The organism is Ralstonia insidiosa (genome assembly GCF_008801405.1).
In the GTDB taxonomy this organism is placed as follows: Bacteria; Pseudomonadota; Gammaproteobacteria; order Burkholderiales; family Burkholderiaceae; genus Ralstonia; species Ralstonia insidiosa.
In genome coordinates, this window is the sequence record NZ_VZPV01000005.1 from 1 (window position 1) to 15,004 (window position 15,004).

The 15,004-nt window shown below is 65.2% G+C and carries 11 protein-coding genes; 9 read left to right on the forward strand and 2 right to left on the reverse strand.

Translation table 11 applies throughout. The features are described 5' to 3' along the window. From F7R11_RS25535 to F7R11_RS25550, 4 genes are all read left to right on the forward strand, one after another. On the forward strand, positions 1-1,548 hold a 1,548-nt coding region (locus F7R11_RS25535), incomplete at its 5' end, for a putative bifunctional diguanylate cyclase/phosphodiesterase (protein ID WP_151180574.1). Between the two features lie 119 nt (positions 1,549-1,667). Beyond that, positions 1,668-2,171 (forward strand): DUF6622 family protein, encoded by a 504-nt coding sequence (locus F7R11_RS25540; protein ID WP_064806882.1) that lies wholly within the window; start codon positions 1,668-1,670, stop codon positions 2,169-2,171. 105 nt (positions 2,172-2,276) lie between these two features. Beyond that, positions 2,277-3,113, forward strand: coding sequence for a TOBE domain-containing protein (locus F7R11_RS25545; RefSeq protein ID WP_064806884.1), 837 nt, complete (start codon positions 2,277-2,279; stop codon positions 3,111-3,113). A gap of 17 nt (positions 3,114-3,130) precedes the next feature. Then, complete coding sequence (locus F7R11_RS25550) at positions 3,131-3,631, forward strand: flavodoxin family protein (protein WP_064806886.1); 501 nt, start codon at positions 3,131-3,133, stop codon at positions 3,629-3,631. Here the strand turns inward: F7R11_RS25550 and F7R11_RS25555 are convergent. Both F7R11_RS25555 and modB read right to left on the reverse strand, forming a co-directional pair. After that, entirely contained in the window at positions 3,628-4,395 is a 768-nt protein-coding gene (locus tag F7R11_RS25555; RefSeq protein ID WP_231973353.1) for a sulfate/molybdate ABC transporter ATP-binding protein, read from the reverse strand. The genes F7R11_RS25550 and F7R11_RS25555 overlap by 4 nt on opposite strands. Then, positions 4,392-5,078: a molybdate ABC transporter permease subunit gene (gene modB / locus F7R11_RS25560; RefSeq protein WP_064806888.1), complete on the reverse strand. Its 687-nt coding sequence runs from the start codon at positions 5,076-5,078 to the stop codon at positions 4,392-4,394. Before modB ends, F7R11_RS25555 begins: the two co-directional genes overlap by 4 nt. 702 nt (positions 5,079-5,780) lie before the next feature. Between modB and F7R11_RS25565 the strand changes: the two genes are divergently transcribed. From F7R11_RS25565 to F7R11_RS25585, 5 genes are all read left to right on the forward strand, one after another. After that, positions 5,781-6,077: a hypothetical protein gene (locus F7R11_RS25565; protein ID WP_151180575.1), complete on the forward strand. Its 297-nt coding sequence runs from the start codon at positions 5,781-5,783 to the stop codon at positions 6,075-6,077. Positions 6,078-6,845: 768 nt separating this feature from the next. Beyond that, positions 6,846-8,039 (forward strand): non-hydrolyzing UDP-N-acetylglucosamine 2-epimerase, encoded by a 1,194-nt coding sequence (wecB, locus tag F7R11_RS25570; protein WP_064806890.1) that lies wholly within the window; start codon positions 6,846-6,848, stop codon positions 8,037-8,039. A gap of 57 nt (positions 8,040-8,096) precedes the next feature. Next, positions 8,097-10,268 carry a cellulose biosynthesis cyclic di-GMP-binding regulatory protein BcsB gene (locus tag F7R11_RS25575; protein ID WP_104577584.1) on the forward strand — a complete coding sequence of 724 codons (2,172 nt, stop codon included), beginning with the start codon at positions 8,097-8,099 and terminating at the stop codon, positions 10,266-10,268. Further along, entirely contained in the window at positions 10,265-12,451 is a 2,187-nt protein-coding gene (locus F7R11_RS25580; RefSeq protein ID WP_064806891.1) for a glycosyl transferase family protein, read from the forward strand. Before F7R11_RS25575 ends, F7R11_RS25580 begins: the two co-directional genes overlap by 4 nt. Positions 12,452-12,519: 68 nt before the next feature. Then, a complete protein-coding gene (locus tag F7R11_RS25585; protein ID WP_064809019.1) occupies positions 12,520-15,003 on the forward strand; it encodes an NfrA family protein in 2,484 nt (827 codons plus the stop codon). Position 15,004: the final 1 nt, after the last annotated feature.

Consider the following 15,004-nt stretch of genomic DNA (forward strand, 5'->3'; position numbering starts at 1 on the left):
GGCAACGAGATCGCGCACGATGTCCTGCCTTCACAACTCGTCAAGCGTAGCGGCGAGCCGATCCTGGGGCGGGTCTATGGCCTCCTGCTCAAGACCGGCGAGTTGGTCTGGATTCGCGAGAACATCATTCCGATCCGCCGCCATGGCGAGCCGGTGCCCAGCAGCATCATGCTGTCGTTCGCCGATATCACCGACATCAAGCGCGCCGAGCAGCGCCTGCGCCATCTTGCTGCGCACGATGCGCTCACCGGCCTGACCAACCGCAGCTTTTTCATCGCCCACCTGGATGCCGCCATCGAGCGGGCGCGTGACGAAAGCCGCGAGCTTGGGTTGTTCTTCCTGGATCTGGACCGCTTCAAGAGCGTGAACGACACCGCCGGCCATGCCTGCGGCGACACGCTGCTGCAGAGCGCCGCCGCGCGGTTGACGGACTGCATTGGCCCCGGCGACGTGATCGCCCGCCTGGGCGGCGACGAGTTTGTGATCCTGATTGAGCAGCGCGTTGAGGGTAAGCGCATCGCGCTGCTGGCCGAACGTTTGCTGCTGACCATGCGCGAGCCGTTTGATACCGTCAACGGGCGCTACTACCTGGGCGTGTCGATTGGTGTGGCGCTGTATCCGCACGATGGGATTTCGGGCTCCGACCTGCTGCGTTCGGCCGATGCTGCCATGTACCGCGCCAAGCAGAATGGCCGCAACCGTGCGCAGTTCTACACGGCCGAGCTCAACGCCCGCTTGCAGCGCCGTTACCTGCTGGAAAACGCGCTGCGCGACGCGCTCGAGAACAACGAGTTGCAGCTCGTCTACCAGCCCAAGTACGACCTGGCCAGCCACCGCATCGTTGGTGCAGAGGCGCTGCTGCGCTGGAACAGCACCAAGCTGGGCGCCATCTCGCCGGTCGAGTTCATTCCGGTGGCCGAGGAAACTGGCCTGATCGTGCCGATCGGCGAATGGGTGCTACGCCGCGCGTGCGAACAGGCGGTGACGTGGTACGAGGCACTGGGTTATGACTTCCGTATGGCGGTCAACTTGTCAGCGCGCCAGTTCCAGGCCGGTGATGTGGTGCCGATGATCGAGCAGACGCTGGCTGAGGTCGGCTTGCCGCCCACTGCGCTGGAAGTGGAAATTACCGAAAGCCTGCTGATGGGAGGCGCCGATGAAGTCCGCCCGATGTTCGACGCGCTCACCGCGCAGGGCATCCGTATTTCCATCGACGATTTCGGCACGGGGTATTCGTCGCTGTCGTATCTGCAGCGCTTCCCGATCAGCAACGTGAAGATCGACCGCTCGTTCATCACGGGCATTCCGCATGACCCGGATTCGGTGGCGCTGACCGAGGCCATCGTCGCCATGGCGCGCGCCCTGGGCATGACCGTCACGGCCGAAGGTGTGGAAGATGCCGACCAGGTGGAGTTTCTCGCCAAGGCCGGCTGCCAGGAAATCCAGGGCTACTACATCGGCAAGCCCGTGACGGCGGAAGGCTTCGACCGGCTGCTGCGGGCACACCTCTCGGTGGTGGATGCCGGGGTGCGCGCGGCCCGTGGCTGAGTACGCGGTCGACGGTTCGGGCTGACTGTTCGCGCCAGCCTTCCTGCCATTCGTCGCAAACCGCTCCCGTGTGCGGAATGCGGCGCCTAAGCTGGCGTCATTCCAACAGGGAGACCGCCATGCTCGAATCGATCACCTCCATCGTGTCGCATACGCCCACCTGGGTGTTCGTGGTGTTTGCCTTGCTGATTGCGCTTGGCCTGCGCCAGACGCAGCCACGCGTGGTGTCGCGCCGGCGGCTAATCGTGCTGCCGCTGGTGGTGGCTGCGTACTCGTTCTACGGTGTGGTGATGGCGAGCCACGGCAGCGCGCTCGCGCTGGCGGCATGGCTGGCCGCGATTGCAGCGGCCTTCCTGTTGACGCGCGTGATGCCGCCCAGCGGCGCCGTCTCCGAATCAGCTGCCACCGTGCGCGTGCCCGGTAGCTGGGTGCCAATGGTGGTGATCCTGGGCCTGTTCACTGCGCGTTACGCTTACAACGTGATGCTGGCGATGCATCCGGATGTGCTGCAATCGGCCAGCTTCATGGCGCTGTTCAGCGCGCTGTTCGGATTTCTGGGTGGGCTGCTGCTCTCGCGCTCGGTGCTGATGCATGTACGTACGCCGCGATTGATGGCGGCTTGAGCTCGCCTTGCCTGACGATGCGCCGATCGACCCCTGATCGGCGTGACCCGAGCCCAATCGGCGTTAACATCCGCATGTTGCAATCTCCATCCAATACGAGACGACATGCTGGAACTCGACGGCACCATCTGGCTGCGCGCCGGTGAAGACAACTGGGGCGGACACGGCCGCATCGAACTGCTGTCCGCCATTGGGCAGACAGGTTCCATCACGGCGGGTGCCAAGGCCGTGGGCCTTTCCTACAAGGCTGCCTGGGACGCCATCGACACCATGAACAACCTGGCCGGCGAGCCGCTGGTGGTGCGTACCACGGGCGGCAAGGGCGGTGGCGGCAGCGTGCTGACGCCGCGTGCGCAACGGCTGATCGATAGCTTCCGCGTGCTGGAAGCGGAGCACCGCCGCTTTGTCGAGCGCCTGGATGCTGCCGCCCATGCCGCCAGCGAAGACCTGAACGTGCTACGCCGCCTGATGCTGCGCACGAGTGCGCGCAATACGCTGTTCGGCACGGTGGAGTCCGTGGCCTCCGGTGCCGTCAATGATGCCGTCACGCTGCGCTTGCCCGGCGGTCAGGCCGTGGTGGCCACCATCACGCAGGAAAGCACGCAAACGCTGGGGCTGGCCCCGGGCGTGCAGGCTGTTGCGCTCATCAAGGCACCGGCCGTGATGCTGTTGCGCCGAATGGGCGATAGAACGGGCGACGGTATGGGCGAGTGGCGGCTCTCTGCAGAAAACCAGTTGCCGTGCGTGGTGACGGAAATCCGTGATGGCGCGGTGCAGGCTGAGGTGCGCTTGCGCCTGCTGGATGCGAACGCGACGTCTGCGGGGGAAACCGTGCTGGTGGCCATGCTGTCGCGCACCGCTGTTGAAACGCTGGCCCTGGCTGAAGGTGTGGAAGCCGTGGCCGTGTTCGAGGCGTCAAGCGTGATCCTGGGCTTGGCTTGAGCCAGAGTCTGAACCCCATGGCCGCGCCCAAAACACTGCTGATCGTCTATCACTCGATGACGGGCGGCACGCGGCAGATGGCCGAAGCCGCACAGGCCGGCGCCGCCGCAGAGGGCAGCGTTGCCGTGCGCCTGCTCCAAGCCGCGCAGGCGGGCCCCGGCGACGTGCTGGCCGCCGATGGCTACCTGTTCGCGACGCCGGAAAACCTGGCCGCCATTGGCGGGCAGCTCAAGGATTTCTTCGACCGCAGCTACTACCCCGCGCTCGACCGCATCAACGGTCGCCCTTACGCCTGCCTCGTTTGTGCTGGCAGCGATGGGCAGAATGCCGTGCGGCAGATCGAACGCATCGCCACGGGCTGGCGGCTGCGGTCTGTGGCTGAGCCGATCATTGTCTGCACCCATGCGCAGACGCCAGAGGCCATCCTGGCGCTCAAGCAGATCGGTGAGGAAGACCTGGAGCGTTGCCGCGCACTGGGTGAAGCCCTTGCGACAGGGCTGGCGCTGGGCGTGTTCTAGGCCAGGCGGTTCGCAACCGCCGTCAGGTGCGGGTGCGGTGACAGTGGCGCCGCCTCGGGCGTACGTACCGCATCGGCCACGACACGGCCATCGCGCAGTTCGAACACGTGGTCACCGAAGATCTCCACGTCCGCCGGATCGTGCGTGATCATCAGCATCGGTACATCCAGCCGCCGCTGCAATGCCGACAATTCCGAGCGCATGCGTGTGCGCAATGCCGGGTCCAGTGCGGCAAAGGGCTCGTCGAGCAACAGCATGGAGGGCTCGGCGATCAGCGCCCGGGCAAGCGCCACGCGTTGCCGCTGTCCACCGGAGATCTGCGTTGGGTAGTTGGCGGCCACCGCGTCCAGTTCGAAGGTGTCGATCCACTGCTGCACGCGTGCGTCGTGTTGTCCGTTCAGACGACGAGGTGGATTGAACCACCCGCGCTTGAGCCCAAAGCCGATGTTCTGCGCCACCGTCAGGTAGTTGAAGAGGGCGTAGTCCTGGAAAAGGTAACCGACGCGGCGCTCCTGCGTGCTGAGGTTGACGCCATCTGCATGGTTGAACAGCGTGCGGCCATTCAGCACGATGCGGCCCCGGTCGGGCGTCATCAGGCCGGCGATGGCGCGCATGGCGAGGCTTTTGCCGGCGCCAGACGGGCCGTAGAGCACCACGCGTCGGCTATCGGAGCGCACGGCAATGTCCAGCGAGAACACGCGCGCAGCGCTCGTCAGCGTTTTCTGTACGACGAGATCCACCATCGCAGCGGGATGGGCGCTCATGCCGGTTGCTCCTGCAGGTTGGGTGCGCGCCCTTGCAGCAGGCGGCTAGCCACCACCAGCACCACGATGCACGTGAGCGAGGTGATCAGCACCAGCGTGTTGGCCGTGGCGTCGTCACCGGCCTGCACAGCTTCGTAGATGGCGACGGACAGCGTCTGCGTGCGGCCGGGCAGGTTGCCGGCAATCATGAGCGTGGCACCAAATTCACCCAGTGCGCGTGCAAACGCCAGGAGCACCCCGGCGGCGATGCCTCGCGCAGCCAGCGGCAGGGTCACGCGAAAGAAGACGGCGGCTTCCGGCAGGCCGAGCACACGCGCAGCGTTTTCCAACTGGTGATCCACACCTTCAAATGCGGCGCGCGCTGACTTCATGACCAGCGGAAACGCCACGACGGTCGAGGCAACGACCGCCCCTTGCCAGGTGAAGACAAGCTGGATGCCCATGCTGTCCAGCCACCCGCCGATCGTGCCGCGCCGGCCCAGCAACACCAGCAGGTAGTAGCCCAGCACCGTGGGCGGCAGCACCAGCGGCAGGGTCAGGGCGGCATCGATCAGGTCACGCAGGCGGCTGCGCGTGCGCGCCAGCCCGTAGGCTGCGCCTACACCCAGGATGAGGTTGAGGGCGGTCGCCCAGCCGGCCACTTTGAGCGAGAGCAGCAGGGGCGTCCAAACGGAATCGGTCATGCGGATGCGTGGTGTGCCAGCGGGCGCCCACTGGCGGGCGAAGGGGCAAGCGTGTGCTTCTAGCGCAATATAGGGTTGGTTATAACGGATGGTCAATCCGTTGCGCTTGATACCGCACATGAAACCCGAGAAATGCGCCTGGCCAGAGCTGTGGGTGGGGCGAAGGCGCGCGGGTTGGCGTCAGATAGACAGATGCGCCCTCGTCCATGCGGCTCTGGCCGGGCTGTGACCGAATGGAATGTCGTATTGGGGTTGTCCGGGGTTGCGTGGCGCCCCGGTATACGGGTGGCTTATCAGCGTATTGCTCTGCAGCTGCGGTTTGCCAGCGCGAGATGACGTTCTATCAAAACAAATTGTCGTTCAATCAAAGGTATTTGAATTGGGACCCCCCGAACGGGTGGGGGTGACAGGCTGATATCGCTTTTGCATTCCTGTAAAATTCAATCGGTACAACTGCATTTGAAATCGAAAAAGAATGCGCGTGGGCCTTCTTTGGTAGTGCTGTGTGAGCCACTTCGCTAATCCTGCTGTGGCAAGAAATTCAGATGCATTCGCCGTTTTATGATGGATGAATTTTTTTAAATATTAAATGCGCTTCGTGAAGCAGGCTAGGTAGTCCTTCGGGGCGCTCTATTTGAAAAAGAGCATGGTGGTGGGGCGTAATTCCGTACCACGATAATTGGCGCTGTTTTCCGATAGTGGATGATGAAGGTGCCGGTATTGACCGGGCTGAGCGCGCATGCGGGTTGCCTCAAGGCGCTGGAGGTGGCGCGCAGTCAGGAATGGCGCGCGGTGCTGTCGCTGTTTTGCCGGGTATTCGGCGTGTATTGCGTCAAAATGCCGCGCATGACGGCCGGGGGCGTAAGAACGCAGCGGTGCATAGGGTTGTGCTTCATTGGTCGTTGCTTTCAAACAGATATTTCTGGTGGGTGCTCAAGGCGTGCTCATTTCATGATCGGACCAGTATCCAGAGGCTGTGAAGCAGTGCTGGTTGAATAATCAACAATTGTTGGAAAACCAATGTTCCCTGCCGGTTGGCGAAGACGTGGCGGGAAATCTTGGGCTAGTATGCGCATCGCTGTACTCACCGAGACGCGCTGGTGCGCGGGCATCGGGGGGTATGAAAACAAGAAAGATAAGTAATCCAATAAATAAAAAGGTTTAAGCCTTGAGTTGGTGGTCGGACGATGTTGGTCTGGATCTATTGGTGACGGGGAAGGTTATGAAACAACGCACGACGGTGATGCGCCGCGAATCCCAGCAAGGGATTGCGGCGCTCACTTCCATCACACGGAAAGGGACGACGTCCCATTTACCGACACACCCGTGCCGCTACGGCACGCGGGTCGACTTTCTGTTCGGCCCGAGCTGATTCTCCGCTGACGTTTTCCTGGCCCCGGGCGTGCTGTGCTCCCGGGTTGACTTGACGCGTGTCGCTGCGCGCCCGGTGTGGTGTTGCTGCTCCGGGGCGTCGTACGGCGGGCTGTACGTGAACAAGTCAACCGATCGATTGGCGATTGGGCCAAGCGCGATTGGGCCAAGCATTTCGGATAGGTGTTTAGCGCTAAATGCGCTCGCGGATGAGTTCTGCACGCCCGCGCTCAACCTTTCTGCTGAAGTCGTCGTGAGCCGGGTGATGGCCGCTGGCGTTGCATACGAACGCTGGTGCCCTGTAATGTCGCGCCCCGCTTGGATTGAGAACCGTGTCTGTTTCGCTTCGTGGCCAATGTCGGCCGCAGCGACGCATTTGTAAGAGAACGAATCCTGATGCCAACCAAGATCCTTTCCATCTTCGGTACGCGGCCCGAGGCCATCAAGATGGCGCCGGTCGTCAAGCAACTTGAGCTGACGCCGGGCGTGGAGTCCATCGTCTGCGTGACGGGGCAACACCGCACCATGCTGTCGCAAGTGCTCGACCTGTTCGGTGTTCGGCCGCATCACGACCTCGCGCTGATGACCGGCAACCAGACACTCAACGGGCTGGCGTCACGGCTGATTGCTTCGATTGATGAAGTACTCGCCATTGAGAAGCCGGACCGCGTGCTGGTGCACGGCGATACCACCACGGCCTGCGCCGCCGCGCTGGCTGCGTTCCATCGGCAAATCCCGATCGGGCACGTGGAAGCCGGCCTGCGCACCGGAAACCTCGCGCAGCCGTGGCCCGAAGAGATGAACCGCCGCGTGATCGACGTGATGAGCGACCTGATGTTCGCGCCAACGGAGAGCTCCCGGATCAACCTGCTGGCCGAGTCGCTGGGGGGGCGCATCATCGTGACGGGCAACACCGTGATCGACGCGCTCTATCTGAGTGCCGCGCGCATCGACACCGATGCCGCGCTGCGCGTGCAGTTGGATCAGACGCTGGCGTTTCTCGATCCGCAGCAACCCGTGGTGCTGGTGACCGGTCACCGTCGCGAGAACTTCGGTGCGGGCTTTGCCGAGATCATCGCCGCGCTGGGCGATCTTGCACGCAGCAACGTCGCGCAGATCGTCTATCCGGTGCACCTCAACCCCAACGTCAGCGGGCCGGTGCGGCAGGCGCTCAGCAGCGAGCCCAACGTGCACCTGATCGAGCCGCTGGACTACCTGACCTTTGTGCGCCTGATGCAGCGATCTGCCGTCATCCTGACCGACTCGGGTGGCATCCAGGAAGAGGCCCCGGCGCTGGGCAAACCGGTACTGGTGATGCGCGACGTGACCGAGCGCCCCGAGGCGATCGCAGCCGGCACGGTGCGCCTGGTCGGCACCCAGCGCGAAACGATCGTGCGGGAGACGCGCACGGTGCTGGAGTACCTGGCAATCGGCGAGACCTTCGCTGGCCGCTCCAACCCGTACGGCGACGGCCAGGCATCGGCCCGCATCGTAGCGGCGCTGATGGGGCAGCCGTTCAATGAGTTCAATCCTGACGGGCCCGGCCGCACCTCTGTTGGTGCCGCCGTCCGCGAGCCTTTGCTGCGGTAAGGCGCTCTCCATCATTGCGAGACTATCGACGTGAATTCTGAACGTTCTCCTCGCCGCATGACACGCGCTTGCGTCGCGACGTTTGCGGTTGCCCTGCTGGTTGCGGGCCGTGTCCAGGCGGCTCCCGATGAGCTTGGTGCGGCATTGGCCCAGCTTTCGCAAGGGCGTGTCGTGACGCGCAGCTTGTCGCTGGCAGACGTGGGCGTGCGCGAACCGCTGGTGCTGCAGGCGCCGGATGCCATTCGCGAGCTGTACCTGCCGGTGCCCGCCAACCTGCCGATCTCCGATGCGACGCTCCAGTTGGATGGCGGCTACATGCGTGCAGACGGTGGCCGCACCACCATGCTGGTGTCGCTGGATGGGGCGCCGGTGCTGGCGCGCGGCTTTACCCAGTTTCAGGGCGATGCTGCGGCCAGCCTGGGTGTGGACGGCGGCCCGCGCCCCACAGGTTTTGTCCGTCTGGGGCTGCAGTGGTCGTCCATCATCAACGACACCATCTGCACCGACCAGACGGCCATTGGCAACGTGCTGCGTATCGCGCCCACGTCGCGGCTGACGTACCGCTTCGATCCGGCTGCGGTCAAGGACCTGCGCACCGCGTGGAGTGCATTGCCGACGGCACCGACGGTGGCGCTGAGCGCAAACAAGGTCGGTGCCCCTGCGTATGACGTGAGCTGGCGGACGATCGCGCTGCTCCAGGCGGAGAACAAGCGCCCCGCAGTGCGTGCATGGCCCGTTGTGGGCGATACGGTTGACCTGACCGGCGTGAGCGTGCCCAAGGCACTGCAGGCCGCGCCTGCATTTGCGGCGCTGGCGGCTGGCGGTCAGCGCAAGCTGGCCAACCCGGCGGAGGTGGGCGCGTTCGTGCTGCTGGCCTCGCGCTCGGCATTCGCACCCGACATCGTGGTGGCGGATGACGCGTTGCGCGGGAGCCTGAAGGCATCGCTGGATGCACTGCGCGCGCAGGTTGCCGCGGTCTCCACGTCGGGTGCGGAGGCCTTTGACCAATGGCGTGCACAGACTTGGGCACCCATCACCGAGCCGCTGGCAGCAGGTGAGGTTCGGCTTGCGCATCTGCCCGGGCAGGTCGTGATCGTGACGGGCGACGTAGGCGGGGTGGCGGCGCTGGCGGCGGCATGGCGTCCGATCGATGCGTCCAACCAGATCGTGGTGCACCAGTTGGAGGGCGCACCGCATGCCTACGGTGACAAGGTTGCGCTGGCGCTGCTGGGCGGCGAGCCGCGGACGATGGAGGTGCTGGGCCGTGCAACGTGGGATGCCAGCTTTGACCTGAGCACCGTCTCCGGCCAGGGCAAGCTGCCGGGCGAAGTGGTGCTCGACGTTGCGGCGGCACCGTCGGCCAGCGTGAGCGGCCAGGTGGCGTCGGTCTATTTCAACGGCATGCTGATCGGCTCGGAGCTGCTCAAGCAGGATGGCCGCGTACAGCGCATCACGGCGCGCATTCCGCGCTACGCGCTGGGCGCATCCAACCTGCTGCGCGTGCTGTTCCAGCGCCCGCCCGAAGACGGCTGCCGTGCGCGTCTGCAAGGCTATCCGGTGGCCGTGCTGCCGAGCAGCCACGTGACGCTGGAAACCGCCAGCCTCGACCCCGATTTCACCGGCATGGTGGCGCGCTTTGCCTCGCAGGCCAACGTGATCGTGCCGACGGCCTATCTGGGCGATGCAGCGGCGACGCTGCCGCGTGTCGCACGCCTGGCCAACGCCGCTGGGATCGCGCCCACGCGCAGCCAGCTCACCGCCGTGGCGGATAACGAGGCGGCTGCGCCCAAAGACACCTTCCTGGCAATCGACGTGCCCCTGCGCGACGAGACCGGCCGCGCCGTGCTGTCGAAAGACCGCCTGACACTGACGACGGCCTCCGACAAGCTGTTGGCCGATGTTTCGGGCCTGACCAATCTCGGCATCGTTCAGGTGGCGAAGGCGGGCAGTGCGACGGGGGTGGTCTACCGCACGGTGGGGCCGGTGGCGCCGGTATTGCCGGCCACGCTGCGCCTGTCGCGCGGCGACGTGGCGGTGGTGGCCAGCGACGGCATCGCCCGCGTGTTCGACACGCTGCACCCCGGTGAAGTGCTGCCCAGCGATGTCGACCGTCCGCGCCTGACCAAGAGCTTCTGGTCGTGGGCAGGGCCGGGCATCGTGGTGGTGGTGTTCCTGATCCTGTTGGCGGTGGCGGGCTACGCACGCCGGCGTCGTCAGTCCAAGTCGTGACGTTCGACGTTATCCAATGGTATGCGGGCCACTTGCTGGCCCAGTACTACCACGGGCTGGAGTTGCTGGCCATCGTGGTGGCGGTGCTCATCCTGATTTCGAGCCTCGACGATCTGTTCATCGACGTGTGGTACTGGGTGCGCGAGGTCTACCGCTTCTTCACGGTCAAGCGCGTGTACACGCCGCTGACGGCTGAGCAGCTCAAGGCCCGCGCCGAACAGCCGATCGCCATCATGGTGCCGGCATGGCTGGAGTACGACGTGATCGCGGCCATGATCGAGAACATGGTCAGCGTGATGGACTACCGCAGCTACATGGTGTTTGTCGGCACGTATCAGAACGATGCGCAAACGATCAATGAAGTGGAGCGCATGCGCCGCCGCTACAAGCAGTTGCGCCGCGTGGAAGTGCCGCACGATGGCCCGACCTGCAAGGCCGACTGCCTGAACTGGGTCATCCAGGCCATCTTCAAGCACGAGCGCGATCACAACATCGAGTTTGCCGGCGTGGTGCTGCACGACAGCGAGGATGTGCTGCATCCCCTGGAGCTGCGTTTCTATAACTACCTGCTGCCGCGCAAGGACATGATCCAGCTGCCGGTGGCCTCGCTCGAGCGCAACTGGTTCGAGCTGGTAGCCGGCACCTACATGGACGAGTTTGCCGAGTGGCATGGCAAGGACCTCGTCGTGCGCGAAAGCCTGGCCGGCACGGTGCCGTCGGCCGGTGTCGGGACGTGCTTCTCGCGACGTGCGCTGCTGGCGCTTGCGGCTGAGACCGACAACCAGCCCTTCAATACCGAAAGTCTGACCGAGGACTACGACGTGGGTGCGCGGCTGGGCAAGATGGGCATGCAGTCCATCTTTGCGCGCTTTCCCGTGCAGTTCAGCATGCGGCGCAAATCGTGGTTCGGGCTCGGGCCGGAGCGTGACTTCACGCTCACCATGCCGCTGTGCGTGCGCGAGTTCTTCCCGGATACCTTCCGCACGGCTTACCGCCAGCGGGCGCGCTGGGCACTGGGCATCGGGCTGCAAGGCTGGAAGCAGACCGGCTGGACCGGCGGCCCGGCCAACCGTTATCTGCTCGCGCGTGATCGCAAGGGCATCGTCACCGCGTTCGTCGGCATTCTGGCGTATGTGCTGATCGTGCAGTTTCTGCTGTTTGCGCTGGTTGACCAGTTTGGATGGATGCCCGAGCTGATCGCCTCGCCGCTGTCGAAGTACGAATGGCTGGGCACGCTGCTGTGGTTCAACGCCATCGCGCTGACGCTGCGCGTGGTGCAGCGGGTGTACTTCGTCACCCAGCTGTATGGGTGGGAGCACGGGGTGCTGTCGGTGCCGCGCATGATCGTCGGCAACTTCATCAACTTCATGGCGGTATCGCGGGCGTGGAAGATGTTCCTCACCCACCTCATTACCGGCAAGCGGCTGGCATGGGACAAGACCATGCACGACTTCCCTTCGGAGGACGGCTTTACCGGCGAGCGCCCCCGGTTGGGCGAGCTGCTGGTGACGTGGCAGGCGATCGGGCAGGAGACCCTGGACCAAGCGCTGCAAGATGCGCATGCCCGTCAGGCGCCCCTGGGCCGTGTGCTGATGGCCAAAGGCTGGCTGGACGACGAAACGTTGGCCGAGGCGATCGCCTTCCAGGCCGATCTTGAGCGCGGTGCGCTCGACCTGGCGCAGCTGCGCGCGCATGCAGACCTGCTGCCGCTTGACACCGTGATCCGCCACCGCGTGCTGCCGCAAGGTGAAGACGCTGCGGGGCACGTGGTGCTGTTGGTGGCCAGCCCACTGCCGGACGCGGAGCTTGCGCAGGTGTCTGCCGAACTGCAGCGCGATGTGGTGCAGCGGATCGTGCGGGAAGGTGAAATTGCCATGGGCCTGCGCCAGTTGCGCGGTATGACCGTGGCCGACGTTGGCGCATTGGCGGCCAATGCACCGCAGGTGGGCCACGTGGACGGCCCGACTGCTGCGCGTGGCGTGCCATTGCTGGGCGATCTGCTGATCGAGCGCGGCCATGTTCTGCGCGAAACATTTGACGCCACGCTGCGCGACTACAGCCCCCACCGCGATGGCCGCATTGGCGACTACATGGTGAGCCGCGGCGTGATCTCGCACGAGGCACTGGATGACGTGATCAAGGAGCAGCACCGCCTGGGCGGCGTGCTGGCGGCAGCGGCATGAAGCAACGGAAGACAACCCTCGCACGCCCTGCACGCAACTTGCGGCCGCGCTGGTCGGCACGACTGGCCATGACCGCACTGGCGGGCGCACTGTGTGCGCCGGCACTGCTGCATGCGCAGACGAACGGCACCAAGCCGCTGCCATTGGCCGGTGCTGCCTACCGCGTCGCGCAGCAGGCCTACGATGCGTGCAAGCGCCATGCGTATTCCAGTTGCGTTGCACTGGCGCGCGAGGCGATTCGCCAGCGGCCCGACGTCATGTCGCTCCATCTGCTGCTGGCGGATGCGCTGGCGGCGCAACGGCAGTATGCGGAGGCAGGGCGCGTACTCAATGGCGCCACCGCACGTTTTGGCCCGGACCGGCAGCTTGCCGAACAGCGCAGGCGCGTTGCAGCCTTGCGGGCGCCCGCCAATGCGGCCGGGCACGTGCAGGCCAAGGACGAGGAGGGCGGCGCCCTGCTGACAGGCGCAGCACTGGACGCCGCCCAGAACGCCTACAAGGCGTACAACGCCAAGGATTTTGCCGGCGCCGCGCGCTACGCCAACGAGGTGATTGCGCTGCGCCCCGACCTGAAGCGTTTTCGCCTGTTGCTGATCGACGCCTCCAGCGCCGCCGGCGATGACGCCGCCGCCTGGGACGCCGACATGGCCACCGTCCAGCAATTTGGCGACAGCGAACCACTGCGCATCCGCCGCGAGTTCATCGGCGTCGGCCTGGGCATGAAGGTGGCGGAGGACGCGCTCAACGCGCGTCAGTCGGGCGACACAACGCGCGCCATCGCGCTGGCACGCCAGGCAGTGGTCTATGCACCGGCGCGTTTCGACTACCGCTTGCAACTCATCGACGGGCTGCTCGCCACGGGCGATCTGGCGGGCGTCGAGCGCGCCATGGACGATGCCATCGCCTACGACGATACCGAGATCATGGCGTGGACGTTGCGCGGCTACGCGCGCGCGGCACAAGGCAAGTCGGAGGCAGCAAACACCGACCTGGCACAGGCGCTCAAGCAGGCCGATGCCACGGCTGCGGTGCGGCGTTCGATGCAAACCATTGCTGCCGACATCTGGCTGGCCCAGGGCGAGCCGCAGCGCGTGATTGACGTGCTTGGCGATCTCAAGCCGATCGACGACGACACGGATTCGCTCATCACCATGCGCGTACACAGCGCGCGCCGGCAATTGGCAACTGCGTCGGCAACGGCGTCGGCAACTGCGCAGGCAGCAGCGGCCACTCCGGCATCGTCAGCCGAGGAGACCGCACAACGCGTGGCTGTGGCAGCGCGTCCGGTGATCGACTGTGCCGCCAGCGAGTTCGGGTCGGACTGCGATCTGTATCCGGCCGATCCGGGCTTTGCGCCGGCACAGGCCTCCGCCCGGGCCGCCGAAGCGAAAGACACCAAGGCGGCGCTTGAGTTCGCCCGTCAGGCCGTGCAGGCGGCACCGCAAGACGCGCAGCACCGCGTTGATCTGGTCAATGCGCTCATCGACGCCAAGCAGGAGCGGGCGGCGACGAGCGAATCGAAGGCGATCGTTGAGGACGGGCTGCTCGATGCCTTGCCACCGCTTTCTGCGGCATACATCGCGCAGCGGGCAGGCGAAGACCAGACTGCTTCCGATTTGTTCGAACGCGCGGACAAGATCACGCCGCTGTCCATTGACGAGCGCACCGATGCCGCCTATTCGGCCCTGGCAGCGCGCCGCAACCAGCTTGCCATTGCGCATCTGGAGCGCGCCATCGATGCCGGCCTGGAGCCGCCAGAGGGCGACGATCCGCCGCCCACGCCCCAGGCCATGCTCGACATGCGCGAGGCCCATGCCGACGCCACGCGCAACTGGGGCTTTGACGCGACGCTCAGCTACCGTGGCGGCGGCATGCCGTCAGGCCCGCTGCTGACCACCACGCCCGGCGATGCCAACGCCTGGCAGGCGGGCGTGGAGGCATACTGGCGCCCGTTCGGGCCGCTGGGTGACCGGATGTTTGAAGTCTATGCACGCGCTTTCGAGAGCTTCGGCGTCAAGGGTGGCGAATCCAGCGGTGCCCAGACGCTGCAGGCTTCCGTGGGCGCGCGCGTCAAGCCGTTCAGCGATCTGAATGTGATCTTCGCCCTTGAGCGCGTGATCCCGATCGGCTCGGCCGCCAATGGGGATTGGCTGGCGCGCACCGCCTACTCCGATGGCTTTGGCACCGAACGCCGCATTGACGTCCCATCGTGGTGGACCGGCCGCGTTTACGCAGAGGCCGGGCGCTACCTGCAGGCCGGCACCAACTACGCCACCGCCAACGCCGAGTTCGGCCGCACCTACCGCATCGACAGTGTCAGCTCGCGCTGGACGGTGTTCCCGTACGTGGTTGTCGGTGCCGACTATGACAGCAGCATCAACAGCAGCGTGCCGATCGGCGCGGGCGTGGGGGTGTCCACACGCTATGTCTTCCGAGAGAGCAAGTACAACGCACCGCAGTCGTACGTCGATGTGTCCTTGCAATACCGCTTCAAGCTGGCCGGCGACGACCGTGCCCGCGGAGTGTTCTTCAACGCCATCTATTCCTACTGAT

What these genes read in the sequence shown, in the direction of transcription:
- F7R11_RS25540 (WP_064806882.1), top strand. Translation starts at nt 1,668, where the DNA reads ATGCTCGAATCGATCACCTCCATCGTGTCGCATACGCCCACCTGGGTG.
- F7R11_RS25545 (WP_064806884.1), top strand. Translation starts at nt 2,277, where the DNA reads ATGCTGGAACTCGACGGCACCATCTGGCTGCGCGCCGGTGAAGACAAC.
- F7R11_RS25550 (WP_064806886.1), top strand. Translation starts at nt 3,131, where the DNA reads ATGGCCGCGCCCAAAACACTGCTGATCGTCTATCACTCGATGACGGGC.
- F7R11_RS25555 (WP_231973353.1), bottom strand. Translation starts at nt 4,395, where the DNA reads ATGAGCGCCCATCCCGCTGCGATGGTGGATCTCGTCGTACAGAAAACG.
- modB (WP_064806888.1), bottom strand. Translation starts at nt 5,078, where the DNA reads ATGACCGATTCCGTTTGGACGCCCCTGCTGCTCTCGCTCAAAGTGGCC.
- F7R11_RS25565 (WP_151180575.1), top strand. Translation starts at nt 5,781, where the DNA reads ATGATGAAGGTGCCGGTATTGACCGGGCTGAGCGCGCATGCGGGTTGC.
- wecB (WP_064806890.1), top strand. Translation starts at nt 6,846, where the DNA reads ATGCCAACCAAGATCCTTTCCATCTTCGGTACGCGGCCCGAGGCCATC.
- F7R11_RS25575 (WP_104577584.1), top strand. Translation starts at nt 8,097, where the DNA reads ATGACACGCGCTTGCGTCGCGACGTTTGCGGTTGCCCTGCTGGTTGCG.
- F7R11_RS25585 (WP_064809019.1), top strand. Translation starts at nt 12,520, where the DNA reads ATGACCGCACTGGCGGGCGCACTGTGTGCGCCGGCACTGCTGCATGCG.